Raw genomic sequence first — 14,669 nt, forward strand, 5'->3', positions numbered from 1 at the left:
CTCACCCCGCCCTGCCTTCCGCTCACCTCCCCGCCCGGAAACAGCCGGGCGGGGCCGGGACGCCGCTCGCGGCCTGGTACCATTGTCCTGCACGGCAGTTTGCTCGACCAGCGACAGACAATAAGCGATCGCGGCGGAAAGACGGACGTCATGAAGGTCCGGCGTGATCCGCCTTTCGCTCACCCCGCCCTGCCTTCCGCTCACCTCCCCGCCCGGAAACAGCCGGGCGGGGCCGGGACGCCGCTCGCGGCCTGGTACCATTGTCCTGCACGGCAGTTTGCTCGACCAGCGACAGACAATAAGCGGCGGCTTCCCCAAGATTGTCCGCCACGGCGTCGGCGTTGAGGTGATCGCGGGTCATCTCAGTGTTGGTCCGCCCCCAGCAACAGACAAGGATGCGCGCCTGCGGCATCTTGCGCCGCAGCCTGCGCACGAGATGGCGGGTGTGGGCGGTGCTCCCGTCCTCCAGGGTCGACACGCACACCAGCCTCACGCCGGTGCCGTCAAGCCGGAATATTCCGCTTGTCGAAGTTTCCTCCTTTCTCGCAGCCCGCGCTTCGAGACCATGCTTCGACAGGATCTGAGCGAGACACATCGCGGCCGCCTCGTCGAGATCGCTGCGCTCGGCGACGCACAACACCGGACATTCGGACTGCCAGTCCGGCGGAAGGCCTTCGCGAATAATGAATGGAAGTTCGGGCATCGGCGCATCGGCCGTTTCCTCGACGGCGTCGGCGGCTTCCGCGTCCTTGGTCCGGCCCCCCGCCGGAATATCGTCGAACTCGGAGGACAGATCGTCGACCACCTCGGCAACGCTGTCCTTGATTTCGGCCAGACGATCAGGGAGCAGCCGTCCGCGCCTGAGGTCGGCCTGCGCCAGCATCAATCCCTTCAGCGCGACGGTCTCGTAGTATTCGGCGAGCGAGCCCTCTTTCAGAAACTCTTCCGCCGTGTCGACGGCCTCCGCCGGATCGTTCGCCAGCATCCTCTGATAAAACAGTTCCGGCGGGGATAGTGCCGGACGATCGCCGAGAAGGATGTCGAGAAACCTGAGATGCTCGACGTGGCGGCCCAGCACAACGAGGCACACCGTCAATGGAGTGGCAAGGACAAGGCCGATCGGCCCCCACAGCGCCGTCCAGAACGTCGCCGAGACGATAACGGCTACGGGAGACAATCCGCTGCTATGCCCGACGAGCAAAGGTTCGAACACCTGACCGATCATGAGTTCCGTCAGGAAAATGAGCGCGCCCGTCCATAGCAGCATCGACCAGCCAGGATCGACCGCCACGGACAGCGTCAACGGAAAGAACGCCGCGATGAAGACGCCGACATAGGGAACGAACCGCAGGATCGCAGCCAGGATTCCCCAGAGGATGGCGCTGGGAACGCCGATCACCAGAAGACCGAGGCCCACCAGCACGCCGAAGCTGGTGTTGAGCGCAACCTGCATCAGAAAGAAACGGCTGAGACGACCCGCCGCGTCATCGATCGCCGCGGTTGCGGACTGCAGATCGTTCGAACCTGCGAGCTTGATGACCCGGTTACGCAGGTCCTCCCGCTGAAACAGGATGAAGACCACGAACACGATGACGACGCCTACCGTCGCCAGCGGATGCAGCAGAGGACTGATGAGCGCCAGGATGCTTTCGAGGGCGGACGGCGGCGGAGAACGCACCTCGACCGGGATCGGCTTCGCCTCGCCGGGCGCGTTGGGCGACGGTGCCGTCGACGGCGTCTGCGGCACGTTGATTTCCTTGCCGAGCGTCTGAAGAATATCGGCAGCGCGATCGAGCGCCACTGTCGAGCTCAGCGCCCGCAGCGACTGGATTTTCTGCTGCATGGTCTGTTGGTAGAGGGGCAGCCTTTCGGCCAGGTGCCTGACCTCGTTCGCGATCAGGCTGCCGAGTGCGAAGATCGCGATAAAGGCGACCACGACCACGACCGGTACGCTGGCGGGGCGCGGGAAATGCCATCGCTCCAGAATTTCCACCAGCGGAGCAAGCACGAAGCTCAGAAGCACTGCCAGCGCAATGGGGACGAAAATCTCGCGGCCAACATACAGTCCGCAGATCACAAGAGCGGCGATGACCGCCGATGCCATCGCCCCGTCGCCGAAACCGGCTCTCCGTGGCGTCACCCTTGCGTCCAGATCCAGACTCACAGCCGGCATGACCCCGAATATTCAGGATCATCAATGATCGCCGGGGCGTTTTGGTTCCATAAGCGCGACGGAGACGGCGGTGCCCCCTGCCCTGTCCCTCTCCCCAACTGGCTGTCAAAACCTACTCAGGAGAGGCTGGTGCGGTCACCCCATGGGAATCGCGGCGTGAGAGGATCACGCACCAGGATGCGGCGCCCAAAAGCATCAGGCAGATGTAGGGACCGATCATATAGGTCCAATACGACGACCTCATGAGGATCATGAACGCAGCAGGTGGCGCATATTCCTCCGGCTGCAATAAAACGCTGTGGAGCCATCTCGCCATTCCGAAATCGAACAGGATACGCAAAACAATCAGCGCAATCAAAATGGCCGCGATCCTGCCCGCAAGTCCAAGACGGACGAAACCGTCAGATGCCTCGGCCGGGGGACGGGCGCTGGCCATGGCGAGGACGAGACCGAGAGCCGTTATCGCATAGAGCGGTATTCGTCCATCCAGCGTGCTGCTTGAGAATCCCAATCCGCCTTGACTGGAGACGATGTAGCTGATGTCGGCAAACAGCAGCCACGGGACGATCAGCCCGGACCAGCCGGGCAAGCCCAGCGTTTTCATCCGCCGCCAGCTTGGCCGGACCAGCGAGACAACGAGGAGGAAGAACAGTAAAAACCCGAGCGGCGTAGCCGTGACGAGTGAGACGGCCTCGCCCGCCACGTCTTCAGCGCCATTGAGACGATCCAGCACATAGAGAGTGAGCGGAAGGCCGATTATAAATGTCAGGAAAATACCGATCCTGAGAGCGACCTGCCACCCGAACGATCGGCCTGAAAGAACGGCTGTCATAATCGGCGGCTCCCCCGCGCCGTCATCCTCTCACCGCGTCAGCTTCTTGTACTTCACGCGGTGAGGAATGACGCTGTCCTGGCCCAGCCGCCGCATCTTGTCCTTCTCATAATCCTGGAAATTGCCTTCGAACCATTCGACGTGACTATCGTCCTCGAAGGCGAGGATATGCGTCGCGATGCGGTCGAGGAACCAGCGATCGTGGCTGATGATGACGGCGCAGCCGGCGAAATCCTCCAGCGCCTCTTCCAGCGCGCGCAACGTATCGACGTCGAGATCGTTGGTCGGCTCGTCCAGCAGCAAAACGTTGGCGCCGGATTTGAGCATCTTGGCCAGATGCACGCGGTTGCGCTCGCCGCCCGAGAGCGAGCCGACTTTCTTCTGCTGGTCCGCGCCCTTGAAGTTGAAAGCCGAGCAGTAGCCACGCGAATTGACTTCCTTCTTGCCGAGCAGGATCTGGTCGTTGCCGCCGGAAATCTCCTCCCAGACGTTCTTCGAGCCGTCGAGCGCGTCCCGCGACTGATCGACGTAGCCGAGATGCACGCTGTCGCCGACGGTAATGCTGCCGCTGTCCGGCTTCTCCTGCCGGGTGATCATGCGGAACAGCGTCGTCTTGCCGGCGCCGTTGGGACCGATGACGCCGACGATGCCGCCCGGCGGCAGCTTGAAGGTCAGGTTATCGATCAGCAGCCGATCGCCGAAGCCCTTGGTCAGGCCCTCGAAGTCGACGACATTGTTGCCGAGCCGTTCGGCCACCGGGATGACGATCTGCGCGGTCTGGGTCTGTTTCTCGCTGGCCTTGGCCAATAGGTCCTCATAGCGCTGATAGCGCGCCTTGGACTTGGCCTGCCGCGCCTTCGGCGAAGCCGCGATCCATTCCTGCTCGCGCGCCAGCGTCTTCTGATGCGCGGCATCCTCGCGGCCTTCCTGCTCGAGCCGCTTCTGCTTCTGCTTGAGCCACGACGAATAGTTGCCCTCGTAGGGAATTCCCTTGCCGCGATCGAGTTCGAGAATCCACCCCGTGACGTTGTCGAGGAAGTAGCGGTCGTGGGTGACGATCAGGATCGCGCCCGGATAATTGCGCAGATGACCTTCGAGCCACGACACCGACTCCGCATCGAGATGGTTGGTCGGTTCGTCCAGCAGCAGCAGCTCCGGCTGGTCGAGCAGCAGGCGGCACAGCGCGACGCGGCGGCGCTCGCCGCCCGACAGCTTGGTGACGTCGGCATCGTCCGGCGGACAGCGCAGTGCGTCCATCGCCTGATCGACCTTGCTGTCGAGATCCCACAGGCCTTGCGCCTCGATCTCGTCCTGCAGTTTCGTCATCTCGTCGGCGGTTTCGTCCGAATAGTTCATCGCCAGTTCATTGTAGCGATCGAGGATCGCCTTCTGCTTGGCGACGCCCTCCATGACGTTCTCGCGCACGGACTTGGCGGGATCGAGCTGCGGCTCCTGCTCGAGATAGCCGACGCGGGCGCCTTCGGCGACCCAGGCCTCGCCGGTGTAGTCCTTGTCGAGGCCGGCCATGATCTTCAACAGAGTCGATTTGCCCGAGCCGTTGACGCCGAGCACGCCGATCTTGGCGTCCGGATAGAACGACAGGTGGATGTTATCCAGCACCTTCCGGTTCGGCGGATAGGTCTTGGACAAGCCCTGCATGAAGTAGACGAATTGGCGCGCCATCGTGATCCCTGAAAGCGTTGCAATTTTAGGGGGAGTTTGCTGACGCTGATGTAGCGGCGCGGGAGCCAAAGGGCAACCTTGGCTTAACCATCCGGAAAGCTTGACGAGATGAGTATTCTTCCCGGTCTCATTCGAACTGCATTTTAATTGTATCCACCAAGAATGGCGGGATCGAAGATCACGGCGGCCTTCAGCAGAAGCTCGCGACCTAACACGGCAGAAACGACCATGACGACCAGCGTATCGGCGTCAGCATCCCACCAGAACGAAAAACGGGATCAGCAGCGCGGGTGGCTCGATAGGATTCGCGGCTTCTGGCGCGATTTCGCTGCGACCGCTTTCAATTCCTACCGGCCCGAGCTGCACTACATGCGCGGACCCGGACCCGCCTGGCACGCCAAACACGGCCAGCATCCACCGGGCGGTTCCCGATGAACCGGCTGCGCAGCGGCGATCTCGCGTCACGTAAGGGCGTCGCGCGAACAACTATGCGCGGACCGATTGTCGACCAGGCTGCACCGAAGGCGCGTTCGATCGCCGGCGCCAGGCCGGACACCGTTCCGGAAAACTACCGACGCTATTACGTCGAGATGATCGAGGACATCGCCGCGTGGCTCAAGGGCGCGCAGGTAACAGGGCCTCGGTAGAATTGCCGCAGGGCCAAGCTCCGCCTTGGAGCCGTCCCTGCGAAGGCACAGGCTCATCCGCCGTAGGCGTCAGGCGATCTCGGAGCAGCGTGCCGACTACCGGATCGTGACCGGCGCCGGCAGCGGGGCCACGGCGGCCGGCTGAGTTCCGGGCAGGCTCGCCGTCAGCGGCGGCTGTGGAACGGGCGCTGCGTCCGACATTGGCGGCTGACCGGCAGGCTGGGTGGAAGCCGTTGTGTCCGTGTGCGGCGGACCGCCGGGGAGCACGACGACGCGGGTGCCGACCTTGACGCGATCGAACAGGTCCGAGACGTCTTCGTTGAGCATCCCGATGCAACCCGACGAGACGAACTTGCCGATCGTCGAGGGCTGGTTGGTGCCGTGGATGCGATAGACGGTCGAGCCGAGATACATCGCGCGGGCGCCGAGCGGATTGCCGGGGCCGCCGGCCATGAAGCGCGGCAGGTAAGGCTGGCGCTCGATCATTTCCGTCGGCGGATGCCAGTCGGGCCACTCGGCCTTGCGGCTGATCTTCTGCACGCCGGTCCAGGTGAATCCGTCGCGGCCGACGCGCACGCCGTAGCGGATCGCGCGATTGTTGCCGAGAACATAGTACAGGTACGTGTTCGAGGTATCGACGACGATGGTGCCTGCCGGCTCCTTGGTCGCGAACGTGACTTCCTGACGGCGCAGTCTCGGCGCCAACTGCTTTTCGCCGCCCTGATCGGCTTCGGGCTGCTCGTCCGGCGGCAGCGCCGACAACGGAGTGGGCCTGCCGTCCGCCCCAACGGGCGCCGGCGGCGCGAATCCTGCGGTCGGCCCACCCGTCGAGGCAACCGCTTCCGGTGCACGTGTCGGATACTGCGCGGGACCCGGCTGACCGTAACGCGGATCATCCGGCGACATCACCGGGCCACGCGCCATGCCGCCGTTCGGGTAGGGCGGAGCAGATGCAGGGCTGCCGTAACGAGGATCGTCCGGCGACATGATCGGACCCGGCGCAGGGAGCGCGGCAGAATCGTGCGGCGGCTGCGACTGATCCTCGGCCGAATCGAAATCAGGAAGTCCGTCCATCGCAGCCGGGCGGCCATCTTCAGCCGGATATGAGGACTCTCCAGGGTACGCGGGCGGCGATGCGGAATAGATCGTGCCCGGCGCGGGCGGATAGCCTTGGGCGGAGGCGAGCGAGGTTCCCGCTGCGCCAGCCAAAACTGTCGCAAAAACCGTCAGAATGCGCTTGATCATCATTGCCCTTGTATAAGCCCGACAAACCACCGGATCGTTAACGGCCACATCGCGCAGGATAGCGGCGCATTCAAGACAATTCCGACAAAAGCGTCCTAATTCGATCATAATTACGAATTCGCCGGCAAGCGTGACCTCTAAGCCTCACCCGTCTCGTCTTATCGGACAAAGCCGGCATTCTATGCGGCGATTTTTGGCGCACCTGTTCGGCTGTTGCGGTATTCTCGAAACGCTTGATTCGCTGGAACCGGCTGGCGCGCACATCGATCAGGCGCGTAACTCGCCGCGTTCCGATGGCTCGATCACGTCGCTCACCCGCGCGGCGATAGCGGAACCCAACATCCATGCTGCCCGGCTTGCGCTTCCTGTTCGTCGCGATCCTAATGGCCGTCTCGATGGTGGTCTTCGGCCTAGGTGCCGCAGCCCTGCTGCGGGCCACGCACGAAGAATTCGCAAGCCTGCCACTCAAGCAGATGCCTGAAGTCACATTCGGATCGCGAGAGGACACGCAACAGCCGACGCTGGCGGTGCTGCAGGTCGACACGCCCGCCGCCGGGCCGACGCCGGAGCACGCCGAAGCGCCCGTGGCGACCGCGCCAGGTGCGCAGCCGGACTCTACCGACATCGTGCTTCCTGCCGCGGATGCAGCTTCGGGCGCGACCGACAGCACCGCGTCCGCCGCTTCCCCGGCGTTGTCTGACTCCGCCGCGCCATCCGTTTCGGACACCGCGCCCGCCGCCGAAGCAGCCACGGAAAAACCATCGGAGCCGCCGCCAGTCGACACGTCGATCGAGGCAGGCGATGCCGTCAAGCCGGACATCGCGAAAGCCTATAGCGCGAACGCCGGCGCCGCAACCACCGATGTCGCAAACACCGATGTCGCAAAATCCGACGCACCCAAATCTGCAGGCGCATCCGACGTCGCCGAAACGATGACGTCGCCGTTCGGAGCGAATTTCAAGCCACCCTTGCCAGGCCACCGTCCCACGCAGATAGCCCAGGCCACCGGGAAAGCGTCATCGGTCGCCAAGCGATCATCAGCGAAGCCGACCCTCGCCAAACGCGCCCATCGCCGCCAAGTGATCCGGCAACCCGGTCGTCTGCGACCGGCAGCCCCACCCCCTGCATCGCAGCCGGCATCGCCGTTCGCGCTGGAGTGAGAGAGGTCAGGCGGGGCCGGTGGCGATCGGCGGTCCATCCTGCAATCCCCACTCCGACCACGACCCATCGTAGAGCGCGGAGCCGCGGACGCCGAGGCGATAAAGCCCGAGCGTAAGAACCGCAGCGGACACGCCGGAGCCGCAAGTCGTAACGACAGGTTTCGCGAGATCGACACCGGCGCCGGCAAAGGCGGCGCGCAGCTCGTCGAGCGGCTTCATGGTGCCGGTTTCGGCGTCGAACAGCGCGCCATATGGCAGGTTGCGGCTGCCGGGGATGTGCCCCAAACGCAAACCCGGCCTCGGCTCCGTCACGCTGCCCTCGAAGCGATTGGCGGCACGCGCATCGACGAGCTGCTCGCGACGCGATGACAGGTTGTCCACGAGCTGCGCCTTGCTGCGTACACGGGCAGGGTCGAACGCCGCCGTGAAGTGGCCTGGCTTCGGCGAGGCGGCGCCGGATTGAACGGGGCGGCCTTCCGCGCGCCATTTCTTCAGGCCGCCGTCGAGCACACGGACGTTGCCATGGCCGAAAGACAGAAACATCCACCACGCCCGCGGCGCGGCGACCCAGCCGCCGGAATCATAAATCACAACCGTATCGCCGGACGAAATCCCGAGCGCGCCGACATCGCGCGCGAACTGCGTGGCATCCGGGTACATATGCGGCAAAGTCGAGGCGTGATCGGAGATGGCGTCGACGTCGAAGAACACCGCGCCGGGAATATGCGCGGCGAGAAAATCATCGACCGGCAGCGGCAGAACGCCGGGCATCTTGAACGAGGCGTCGATGACCTTGAGCCCGGCATCGCCGAGATGCGCGGCCAGCCATTCGGTGGAAACGAGAGGATCGTCGGTGGTGGAGGTCATGGTCAGATATTCCGCTTGCACGTCATTGCCGGACATAACCGTTCGAAGAACGGCGTCGCTTCCGCTTGTCTCATGCCCCGGCAATCCATCTTCTTCTCGAAAGATCGACACGCGGGTCACAGGCGGACGGAAACGGCACTTCGCGCCTATGCCCGCATGAGGAAATTATCAATGTAACCGCCGTCATGGCCCTGCTTGTCACGGCCATCCACGTCTTTTGCGTGGACAGACGAATGCGAGGTCAGACCACGAAGGCGTGGATGGCCGTGGCAAGGCCGGGCATGACTGGATCATGTCACGCCTTCGCCTTCGGCTCGACAGTCTCGCCTGCTTCCCCCGCATCGCGCCAGGCTTTGTATCCGCCGCCGAGATGCGCGACCGGTTTCATGCCCATGTCCTGCGCGGTTTTCGCCGCCAGCGCCGAACGCCAGCCCGAAGCGCAATGAAAGATGAACTTCTTGTTCTCCTGGAAGATCGGTTTCGCATAGGGACTTTCAGGATCGATCCAGAATTCAAGCATGCCGCGCGGACAGGAAAACGAGCCGGGAATCCTGCCTTCGCGCTCGAGCTCGCGCGGATCGCGGATGTCGACGAGAACGGCATCGCCGCGTTCGACAGCCGCCTTGACGTCGGCCACGCTCATGGTCTCGATTTCCTTGTTCGCTTCCTCGAGCAACGACTTGATGCCGCGCGTGATCGTCTGGGTCATTTTTACCTCCGGCCTTTCCTTTCCCCGTGTCACGGGGAAAGCTCGGATTGGACAAACGATGCGAAGCATCCTCGCACAATCGGCGTGAAGGGCAAATCATGCTTAACGCAATGCTCCCCACGGATGTAAAGTAACCGCAACAAGTGATCTCCTGGACCTGTCGGTTTTTTCATCTAGAATTGATCTGCTGCTCGGCCTATTGCCAAACGCGATACAAGCAGGCGAACATCAAGGAAATGCCGATGAGAGCGGCATTTCAGGAGGAGCGATTTATGGGCGTTATCGTGTGGTTGATCGTCGGCGCGATCGCGGGCTGGCTGGCTGGCCTGATCGTAAAAGGCGGAGGCTTCGGGCTGATCGGAAACATCATCATCGGCATCATCGGCGCAATCGTCGCCGGCTGGATTTTGCCGCTGTTCGGAGTCCTGATCGGCGGCGGCTTCTTCGCCCAGGTCATCAATGCGGCCATCGGCGCCATCATCGTTCTCCTGGTCGTGGCGTTCATCAAACGCGCCTGACGCCAACCTCGCATTCCCCAAACGGCCGCCGACAACGGTGGCCGTTTTCCGGTGTGAGGTCCTGACTTGAAACGATAAACGCAAGCCGCTTTTCAACAACGCTCGCCAGCACCAACGTGCTTTTTCTCGGCATCGAGCAGCGACGGATGCGCTCCTGTCGCGCTCAACCCCTGCGCCGCAGTGCAATCATCATCCTTTGATCCTTGACGTAACCCAGCGGCACGCCAAGGCGCTTGACCGTTGCAACCACCTTGCCTCGGCTGTTCAGATCGCAGTTCATGTGGGTCGGCGCGATGAAAAAATCGGCGCTTTCCCAAACCTTCGCCCAGTGTAGATGGGGTCTGGCCTTCTTCAGGAACGCCGCACGCTCGCCGCAGAACGCCACGGTATAGACATGATGCGCGTCGCGGCTCGCAACCGGCTCGGTTTTGGCGAGATAGGCTTCCAACCCATCGACCGCTTCGGGCATGATCGTCGCCCAATAATCCGTCGCATAGAGCCGTGATGCACCCGCGAGCCCACCCACGAGCGGGTTATAGACAACGTATTCATAGGGGTGCAGCCGATAGAGCGTGAGCGCGTTCCAGGAAAACCCGGCGGCGATCACCGCCAGCAGGGCCGCCGCAACCGGCCGGTGCCAAGCCGCGGCCCGCGCGACCACCGTATCCAGCCCGACCCCGGCCAGCACAGCCATCGGCGGCAGCACGAACAGGAAGTGACGCAGGCCGCAGAATGCGGGGCCGTGCGCGATCGCCTCGCAGAGCAGCGGGAAGAAGGCTGCGAACGCAATCAACGCGACGTCGCGGCGGCGACGGCCCGATACCGCTTCCTGCGTGAGAGCGGGAACGGCCACGAACAGCAGCGCCAGCGCCGTTCCTGCCAGCATCAACAACGGCACCTTGATGAGAAGATAGGCCGGCACGTACCACCGCGGCACCGTGGCCATGCGATAGATATGTCCATCCAGTACCGTCGGGATGTCGTAGCCGAAATCGCCGAAGCTGATGAGCCCGCGGATCGGATTGAGCGGCGCCAGCGCCGCCCAAGGCCAGGCGACGATCATGATCGCATAGGCGATCAGGAAGGCAGGCATGAATCGCAGCAGCGATGTGGCCATGAACGATATCGCGTCACGGGGCGCATGGACGCAGTGCGCGGGCGCATTGAGCGCGATCGCGACGGGGACATAGCAAACCAGCAGGAGCGCCAGCACCTTGACGCCGAGTGCCGCGCCCGTCAGTACGCCGAAGCCTATGACATGACGAAGCCGCGGATGCGGCAGGTCGCGGGCAACCTGCGCCAGGAAGTAGATCGCGCCAGCCATCGCCGCGGCGAGCGGAATATCCTTGGTGTGGTGAAACATGGTGCCGTACCACGATCCGCACACCGCCAGCGCCACGCCCGTCAGAAATCCGGCGCGGGGACCGGCGATCAACCGCGCGGTGGCGAGCGCCGCACCGAGTCCGCCGACACCGATGGCGGCGCTCATCAGGTGCCGCAGATCAAAGATATCGAGGGAAACAATGTGGCCGAGCAGGACTGCGAGGGAATCGAACAGCCCGCCGTAGAGGTAGAGATTATATAGCGCGAAGAGCGAGCGGTCGGCGAAACCGCTGCGATAGTAGGCGACGATCAGTTCGCCATAGCGATGCTGGATCCATTCATCGTTGGTGACCGCATAGTCGCGGAATGTGGTCAGGACGAGGATCGCCAGAATGGCGAGCAGGACGAGCGAAGCGAGGTCGTACAAATCCCGCCCGGCGATCATGCGCAATCCGCGCGGCGCCCCTGACCGGTCGCCGGATGGGGCAAGCGACCGCTCGATATTCCCCACCAGATCGCGAGCCACTTCAATCATGACGGGGAGTCCTGCCGTACCGACGCGCTAGAGTCCGTTTCAACTGCGTTGAATCAGACTCGTCGTTATCCCTTTGACTGAGCGTGATCTTTTCCGAAAACCGGTTTCCACTTTTCGGGATCATGCTCTGATGCGGCAACTGACGATTTCGACGCCGCGCCCCGGCCTACGCAGGCCTTGCTTTTGCCCGGACCAGGCAATTTTGGCAAGCGGCATGGAACGAGCCGCAGCCGACAAAGACACGCTGCGCGGCCTTGTCGAACTCGAACGCGACCGCGACAGGATGGAGACCGCTTTGTGAGGGGCTATCGATGTTTTTTATCGAGTTCGTAGGCGAGACGCGCTTTTGCCTTCGGCCACTCCGCAGGAAGGATGCTGTAGACGACGGTGTCCCGCAATCCGTAAGGCGACGTTTGATGGTTGCGCAGGGTACCGGCCTGCCTGGCGCCAAGCCGCTCGATGCCGCGCCGGCTGACATGATTGAAAACGTGAGTGCGGAATTCCACCGCGACGCAGTCCAACTTTTCGAAAGCGTGCGTGAGCAGCAACAGCTTGCACTGGGTATTGACGGCCGTGCGCTGAACCCGCTTCGCATACCAGGTCGAGCCGATCTCGACGCGGCGGCTCTCGGCATCGACGTTCATGTAGGTGGTCATGCCTGCAATTCGGCCCTCGGCGTCCCGCACGGTGAACGGCAGCATGGTGCCGGAGGCTTGCAGCGACAGCCGCCGCTCGATCTCGACCCCCATTTTCTCCGGCACAGGAACGAAAGTGTACCAGAACTTCCAGATCTCGCCGTCTCTTACCGCCTCGACGAGAGGGCCACGGTGATCGTGCGCCAGCGGCTCAAGCCGCGCATAGGGCCCTTCGAGCGTGACGGGCTGTAGCCAGGACATGGTTTACTCCGCAAACTCGTACCGTTATCGCCATGGCATTGGGAGATCGCGATACATCGGCAAAACCAATTTATTTCCGGCTCCGCGTTCCGCCAGCCCTGCTCCGAGAAAAATGCGGATGTCGTCCCCGCCGAAAAACCGCCTGAACTACCTCCCGCTCTCCTTCGCGTTGTCTTTTCCGCCCTCCTTCACCGGCGGCTGCGGCTGCTTTTTCCGCGCGTCCTGAAGCTCGGCTACGGTCTTCCGCAATTCCGCGACCCTGCTCTCCAGCGCCTCGATCCGCCGGTTGGCGGCATCGATCTTCTGTCCGCTGTCGGTGACAAGTCTGCTGATGGTCCCCTGCAGGAAGTTGACGTTGCTCTGCAGGCAGCTCGTCCGCCGCTCCATTTTCTTTTCGGCGGTACAGATCTCGATACCAGGAACGTCCTGGGCCTGGGTCGCGCCGACACGCAGCACGCAGGCGGTGACAATCATCAGGACCCATGAAAGGCTTCGGCCGGTCATCTGCTCTCCGTCACGACAATGATTCGATCCGCACTTTTGCAGAACGGCACGACGAGCGCGAGAGCCGTGGGGCTGATGCGGCAATGTGCGGCGAAACCACGCCGGTCCGCGATCCGCCATATCCGGAAATGATCCACGACTTGCGTGGGGCCGCTTGCAGCGCGCTATGGAACTGCGGTTCCCCAGAAGGGGCAATCGGCTTCGGCCGCGCAAAGCCGCCGTGTGTGGCCCGGGTTCCGATAACGCCGCATTTGATTTCAAATCATCGCAAACAGATTCCGCCGCGTTAGATGCAATTAACACTGGCGGTGAAAACATTGCCGGCTGCGCAACCACTTGTCGTCGAAGCAGGCTTATCCTCGTTTTTCGTTCCGGGAAACAGGCAATGGGTTTCGACTGGCGAACCATATTTGGCCCGGCTCTCGCGGCACTGGTGGCGATCGCGTCCATCTTTGTCGAGCGCAATGTCGTTACCATTCCGGATCTAGCAGCGCTGTTTGTCTGTATCGTCGCGCTCGCAGCTTCGCTCGGAGGAACGACATCCGGCCTGATCAGCGCTGCTATCGCCCTCGCCGCCTCCACGCCCTTCCTTGCACACCACGGCACCACGCATTCCGTCTATCTTCCGCATCTGGCGCTGCTGGCCGTGACCACCGTTGGCACCGCCGTCATCACCGGGTTGCTACGGCGACGATTGAAAGACACCCTCAGATGGCGCGAGCAGCATGCGACCGCGGCTCGGCTGTCCGCCGCTCTCGACCGGATCGACATCGGCATCGTACTGCTCGACGGGGACACGCGCGCTGAATTCATCAACCGAGCCTTCCGGAATTTTTTCTCGCTCCCGGACGAGAAGGCCGACAGCAAACCGCCATTCATTGCACTCATGTACCACGGGCGCGATACCGGCGCGTATGAATTGCCCGAGGACGAACTCAACCATTTCATCGCCGAGCGCACCAAGATGATGCGTGCGGGCGACCAGACCCCGATCAACATCAAACTCAGGAACGGCGAGGTGCTGCGCTTCTGCTGCACGGCACTTCCGGACGGCGGCCGGATGCTGAGCTATACGCCGGTGACTGATCTCGTTCGTCGCACCGACGATCCGGCCGATACCGACTATTACCTGTCGCTGCGCGGTGGCGCCCATCGCTCCCAGATCAATCATCTGCGCGCGGCGGAATGAGGTAGCGATTCGGGACGCCGCGCTCAATCAGCCCTGCCCCAATTTCGCGCTGTAAAAGATCCGGCTCCCGGCTTTCACCACCAATGATTCCGGGAGTATGGTTTGTCGAACCTCGTGACCCCGGCGCGACGAGCCTCCTTGTTCATGACCCAGCAGATCGGACAGCAGAGCCAACGTCGTCTCGTCTGTTCCGGATGCGGAACGGAATTCGGGTGCGACCTGTCGGGGAACTGCTGGTGCGCCGAGGAAACGGCGCGGCTACCGATGCCGGCCCAGGGCGGCGACTGCCTGTGCCGCGATTGCCTGCGAAAGGCGGCAGCGCGCTCATCAGCGTCGGCATGATCCCGACGTTTGCGCATGCGTGAGAATGCGCCCTTTCGTGCGAGCC

Annotated in this window: 16 protein-coding genes; 7 read left to right on the forward strand and 9 right to left on the reverse strand. The window is 62.9% G+C overall.

Going from position 1 to position 14,669, the window contains the following annotated elements:
- Window positions 1-148 precede the first annotated feature (148 nt).
- The 3 genes from ACS3WB_RS09200 to ettA all read right to left on the reverse strand — a co-directional run bounded on the left by ACS3WB_RS09200 (window position 149) and on the right by ettA (window position 4,688).
- Complete coding sequence (locus ACS3WB_RS09200) at window positions 149-2,104, reverse strand: AI-2E family transporter (RefSeq protein WP_438275368.1); 1,956 nt, start codon at window positions 2,102-2,104, stop codon at window positions 149-151.
- 181 nt (window positions 2,105-2,285) lie between these two features.
- On the reverse strand, window positions 2,286-3,005 hold the full coding sequence (locus ACS3WB_RS09205) for a hypothetical protein (protein ID WP_438275263.1): 720 nt from the start codon (window positions 3,003-3,005) through the stop codon (window positions 2,286-2,288).
- Between the two features lie 30 nt (window positions 3,006-3,035).
- Window positions 3,036-4,688: an energy-dependent translational throttle protein EttA gene (gene ettA, locus ACS3WB_RS09210; RefSeq protein WP_438275264.1), complete on the reverse strand. Its 1,653-nt coding sequence runs from the start codon at window positions 4,686-4,688 to the stop codon at window positions 3,036-3,038.
- 228 nt (window positions 4,689-4,916) lie between these two features.
- Here ettA and ACS3WB_RS09215 point away from each other — a divergent pair, with 228 nt between their 5' ends.
- Both ACS3WB_RS09215 and ACS3WB_RS09220 read left to right on the forward strand, forming a co-directional pair.
- Complete coding sequence (locus tag ACS3WB_RS09215) at window positions 4,917-5,123, forward strand: hypothetical protein (protein ID WP_438275265.1); 207 nt, start codon at window positions 4,917-4,919, stop codon at window positions 5,121-5,123.
- Between the two features lie 53 nt (window positions 5,124-5,176).
- Window positions 5,177-5,335, forward strand: coding sequence for a hypothetical protein (locus ACS3WB_RS09220; RefSeq protein ID WP_438275266.1), 159 nt, complete (start codon window positions 5,177-5,179; stop codon window positions 5,333-5,335).
- 96 nt (window positions 5,336-5,431) lie between these two features.
- On the opposite strand, the gene ACS3WB_RS09225 is transcribed toward ACS3WB_RS09220, so the two are convergent.
- A complete protein-coding gene (locus ACS3WB_RS09225; protein ID WP_438275267.1) occupies window positions 5,432-6,583 on the reverse strand; it encodes a L,D-transpeptidase family protein in 1,152 nt (383 codons plus the stop codon).
- A 341-nt stretch (window positions 6,584-6,924) separates the two neighbouring features.
- Between ACS3WB_RS09225 and ACS3WB_RS09230 the strand changes: the two genes are divergently transcribed.
- A complete protein-coding gene (locus ACS3WB_RS09230) occupies window positions 6,925-7,740 on the forward strand; it encodes a hypothetical protein (RefSeq protein ID WP_438275268.1) in 816 nt (271 codons plus the stop codon).
- Between the two features lie 6 nt (window positions 7,741-7,746).
- Here the strand turns inward: ACS3WB_RS09230 and sseA are convergent, their stop codons facing one another.
- Window positions 7,747-8,607: a 3-mercaptopyruvate sulfurtransferase gene (gene sseA, locus ACS3WB_RS09235; protein ID WP_438275269.1), complete on the reverse strand. Its 861-nt coding sequence runs from the start codon at window positions 8,605-8,607 to the stop codon at window positions 7,747-7,749.
- Window positions 8,608-8,902: 295 nt separating this feature from the next.
- Window positions 8,903-9,316: a rhodanese-like domain-containing protein gene (locus ACS3WB_RS09240; RefSeq protein ID WP_438275270.1), complete on the reverse strand. Its 414-nt coding sequence runs from the start codon at window positions 9,314-9,316 to the stop codon at window positions 8,903-8,905.
- A 272-nt stretch (window positions 9,317-9,588) separates the two neighbouring features.
- Here ACS3WB_RS09240 and ACS3WB_RS09245 point away from each other — a divergent pair, with 272 nt between their 5' ends.
- A complete protein-coding gene (locus ACS3WB_RS09245) occupies window positions 9,589-9,834 on the forward strand; it encodes a GlsB/YeaQ/YmgE family stress response membrane protein (protein WP_438275369.1) in 246 nt (81 codons plus the stop codon).
- A gap of 163 nt (window positions 9,835-9,997) precedes the next feature.
- Here ACS3WB_RS09245 and ACS3WB_RS09250 read toward each other — a convergent pair whose 3' ends face one another.
- The gene (locus ACS3WB_RS09250; RefSeq protein ID WP_438275271.1) at window positions 9,998-11,692 is read right to left on the reverse strand and encodes a glycosyltransferase family 39 protein; all 1,695 of its coding nucleotides are present in this window, start codon (window positions 11,690-11,692) and stop codon (window positions 9,998-10,000) included.
- Between the two features lie 130 nt (window positions 11,693-11,822).
- Between ACS3WB_RS09250 and ACS3WB_RS09255 the strand changes: the two genes are divergently transcribed.
- Window positions 11,823-11,993, forward strand: coding sequence for a hypothetical protein (locus tag ACS3WB_RS09255; protein WP_438275272.1), 171 nt, complete (start codon window positions 11,823-11,825; stop codon window positions 11,991-11,993).
- Between the two features lie 4 nt (window positions 11,994-11,997).
- On the opposite strand, the gene ACS3WB_RS09260 is transcribed toward ACS3WB_RS09255, so the two are convergent.
- Both ACS3WB_RS09260 and ACS3WB_RS09265 read right to left on the reverse strand, forming a co-directional pair.
- Entirely contained in the window at window positions 11,998-12,588 is a 591-nt protein-coding gene (locus ACS3WB_RS09260; protein WP_438275273.1) for a GNAT family N-acetyltransferase, read from the reverse strand.
- Window positions 12,589-12,735: 147 nt separating this feature from the next.
- Entirely contained in the window at window positions 12,736-13,092 is a 357-nt protein-coding gene (locus tag ACS3WB_RS09265) for a hypothetical protein (RefSeq protein WP_438275274.1), read from the reverse strand.
- A 385-nt stretch (window positions 13,093-13,477) separates the two neighbouring features.
- Here ACS3WB_RS09265 and ACS3WB_RS09270 point away from each other — a divergent pair, with 385 nt between their 5' ends.
- Together ACS3WB_RS09270 and ACS3WB_RS09275 are read left to right on the forward strand one after the other, a co-directional pair.
- Entirely contained in the window at window positions 13,478-14,281 is an 804-nt protein-coding gene (locus ACS3WB_RS09270; RefSeq protein ID WP_438275370.1) for a PAS-domain containing protein, read from the forward strand.
- Window positions 14,282-14,425: 144 nt separating this feature from the next.
- Entirely contained in the window at window positions 14,426-14,623 is a 198-nt protein-coding gene (locus ACS3WB_RS09275) for a hypothetical protein (protein WP_438275275.1), read from the forward strand.
- The last annotated feature ends 46 nt before the right edge of the window (window positions 14,624-14,669 follow it).

Origin of the sequence: Nitrobacter sp., from assembly GCF_051535215.1 — a bacterium.
Classification (GTDB): domain Bacteria; phylum Pseudomonadota; class Alphaproteobacteria; order Rhizobiales; family Xanthobacteraceae; genus Nitrobacter.

What these genes read in the sequence shown, in the direction of transcription:
- ACS3WB_RS09200 (WP_438275368.1), bottom strand. Translation starts at nt 2,104, where the DNA reads ATGGCATCGGCGGTCATCGCCGCTCTTGTGATCTGCGGACTGTATGTT.
- ACS3WB_RS09205 (WP_438275263.1), bottom strand. Translation starts at nt 3,005, where the DNA reads ATGACAGCCGTTCTTTCAGGCCGATCGTTCGGGTGGCAGGTCGCTCTC.
- ettA (WP_438275264.1), bottom strand. Translation starts at nt 4,688, where the DNA reads ATGGCGCGCCAATTCGTCTACTTCATGCAGGGCTTGTCCAAGACCTAT.
- ACS3WB_RS09215 (WP_438275265.1), top strand. Translation starts at nt 4,917, where the DNA reads ATGACGACCAGCGTATCGGCGTCAGCATCCCACCAGAACGAAAAACGG.
- ACS3WB_RS09220 (WP_438275266.1), top strand. Translation starts at nt 5,177, where the DNA reads ATGCGCGGACCGATTGTCGACCAGGCTGCACCGAAGGCGCGTTCGATC.
- ACS3WB_RS09225 (WP_438275267.1), bottom strand. Translation starts at nt 6,583, where the DNA reads ATGATGATCAAGCGCATTCTGACGGTTTTTGCGACAGTTTTGGCTGGC.
- ACS3WB_RS09230 (WP_438275268.1), top strand. Translation starts at nt 6,925, where the DNA reads ATGCTGCCCGGCTTGCGCTTCCTGTTCGTCGCGATCCTAATGGCCGTC.
- sseA (WP_438275269.1), bottom strand. Translation starts at nt 8,607, where the DNA reads ATGACCTCCACCACCGACGATCCTCTCGTTTCCACCGAATGGCTGGCC.
- ACS3WB_RS09240 (WP_438275270.1), bottom strand. Translation starts at nt 9,316, where the DNA reads ATGACCCAGACGATCACGCGCGGCATCAAGTCGTTGCTCGAGGAAGCG.
- ACS3WB_RS09245 (WP_438275369.1), top strand. Translation starts at nt 9,589, where the DNA reads ATGGGCGTTATCGTGTGGTTGATCGTCGGCGCGATCGCGGGCTGGCTG.
- ACS3WB_RS09250 (WP_438275271.1), bottom strand. Translation starts at nt 11,692, where the DNA reads ATGATTGAAGTGGCTCGCGATCTGGTGGGGAATATCGAGCGGTCGCTT.
- ACS3WB_RS09255 (WP_438275272.1), top strand. Translation starts at nt 11,823, where the DNA reads ATGCGGCAACTGACGATTTCGACGCCGCGCCCCGGCCTACGCAGGCCT.
- ACS3WB_RS09260 (WP_438275273.1), bottom strand. Translation starts at nt 12,588, where the DNA reads ATGTCCTGGCTACAGCCCGTCACGCTCGAAGGGCCCTATGCGCGGCTT.
- ACS3WB_RS09265 (WP_438275274.1), bottom strand. Translation starts at nt 13,092, where the DNA reads ATGACCGGCCGAAGCCTTTCATGGGTCCTGATGATTGTCACCGCCTGC.
- ACS3WB_RS09270 (WP_438275370.1), top strand. Translation starts at nt 13,478, where the DNA reads ATGGGTTTCGACTGGCGAACCATATTTGGCCCGGCTCTCGCGGCACTG.
- ACS3WB_RS09275 (WP_438275275.1), top strand. Translation starts at nt 14,426, where the DNA reads ATGACCCAGCAGATCGGACAGCAGAGCCAACGTCGTCTCGTCTGTTCC.